The organism is Aquabacterium sp. A08 (assembly GCF_011742065.1).
The window spans coordinates 1-1,739 of sequence record NZ_JAAQQT010000530.1 but is presented as its reverse complement, the minus strand read 5'-3'; the positions used below and the strand labels follow the sequence as shown (position 1 = coordinate 1,739).

At 77.9% G+C, this 1,739-nt stretch carries 2 protein-coding genes; both read left to right on the top strand.

All coding sequences use genetic code 11. The features are described from left to right. Positions 1-97 precede the first annotated feature (97 nt). Entirely contained in the window at positions 98-1,351 is a 1,254-nt protein-coding gene (locus HA630_RS03960) for a TolC family protein (RefSeq protein WP_166832507.1), read from the top strand. 2 nt (positions 1,352-1,353) lie between these two features. After that, positions 1,354-1,739: multicopper oxidase domain-containing protein (locus HA630_RS03955; RefSeq protein ID WP_166832505.1), on the top strand; the 386-nt coding region annotated here is incomplete at its 3' end.

Below are 1,739 nucleotides of genomic sequence, written 5' to 3'. Positions count from 1 at the left end.
GCCTTCAAACCCCCCATCGCCTGACCCCGAGCGCCCCCGTGCGTCCGCCGCGCCCCTGGGTGCCGGCCGCGTTTCGTGTGTTTTCGTGGAGAGATGGATGTCCTCACCCCCCCTGCGCCCGTCCCGGCGCCCCCTGCCCCGCCGCTGGGCGGCGCTGGCCGCCGCCGGCGTGTTCGGCCTGATCGGCTTGCCGGCCCTGGCCCAAACGGCCGCCCCGGCCGACGCCCCCGACTGGGCCAGCGCCAACCGCCGTGTCGGCGAACTGCTGCGCGGCCACCTCGACGCCGTGCGCTGGGAAGCCGCGCACCCGTCCCCCCTGGTGGCCACGCCGCCGGTGGCCACAGGCCCCGTGCTGACGCGCGACGCCGCGCTGCGTGCCGCCCGCGCCACCCGGCCCGACCTGGTCGCCCCCCCTGGCACCGGCGCGGTGGAACGGGCCCGGTTGCAACAAGCCACCGCGGCCTGGGCCCAGACCGTGACCCTGGCCTGGCTGGACGCGGTGGCCGCGCGCGAAGCCTTGCACCCGCTGGCCCCGGCGGTGAACGCCACCCACGCCGCCACCGAGCTGGCCCGGCGCATGGCCGCCGTCGGCAACTGGAGCGCCGCCCGTGCCGCCGGCGAGGCGCAGGTGTGGCTGGCCGTGCAACAGCAGTGGGCCGCCGCCCAGCAACGGGCCCGCGCCACCGAACAGCGGCTGCGGCAACACCTGCCCGGCCACGGCACGGCGGAGGCGCTGGCCCTGCCCCACACCCTGCCCCCGCTGCCCCCGCCGACCGACGCGGACCCCCCCGCCCACGCCGAGGCCGCCCTGGCGGCCCATCCGGCATGGCCCCTGGCCGAGGCCGAGGCGCAGCGGCGCGAGGCCGCCCTGCCCGCCCCGGCACGCGCCCAGCTGGCGCAGGCCCTGGCCGCCGTCTGGGACGCCGCCGGCCCCACCGGGCTGGCCGAACGCCCCTGGGGCATGCCCTGGCCCCACGGCTGGCACGAGGCCGCCGAGGCCCGCGCCCAGGCCGACCGGCTGGCACGGCAGGTCCGCGCCGACCTGGCCCTCGCCACCGACGCCCACCGCAGCGCCCACGCCGCGGCCCAGCTTGCCGAGCAGGCCCTGGCCCTGAGCCAGCAACAGCTCGACGACATGCAGCTGCGCTACAACGGCATGCTGCACAGCACCTGGGACCTGGTGGCCGCCGGCCGCGCCCGCGCCCAGGCCGCGCTGGCCCTGACGCAGGCGCGCCACGACGCCTGGCGCGCCCACACCGACCTGCAGGCGGTGCTCGCGGGCCTGCCCTACAGCGGCGGCCCCGCCAACGCCAACGCCGGCGCGAGCACTGCCGCCCCGAAAGGACACTGACCATGCAACGCCGCCAATTCTTCCAGCGCACCCTGGCCGCCGGCGCCTTCACCGCCGCTGCCAGCAGCACCGTCGGCCGCTCGGCCCTGGCCGGCCTGCCCGAACCCGTCATCGCCACCGGTCCCGCCACCGCCCCGCCCTGGTCGCCGCCCGGCGTCACCGGCGCCGGCCGGCCCTACCGCCCGGTCGTCACCCTCAACGGCTGGACGCTGCCGTTCCGCATGAACCAGGGCGTCAAGGAATTCCACCTGGTGGCCGAACCGGTGGTGCGCGAAATGGCCCCCGGCTTCCGCGTCAACATGTGGGGCTACAACGGCCAGAGCCCCGGCCCCACCATCGAGGTGGTGGAAGGCGACCGGGTGCGCTGCTTCGTCACCAACCGCCTGCC

What these genes read in the sequence shown, in the direction of transcription:
- HA630_RS03960 (WP_166832507.1), top strand. Translation starts at nt 98, where the DNA reads ATGTCCTCACCCCCCCTGCGCCCGTCCCGGCGCCCCCTGCCCCGCCGC.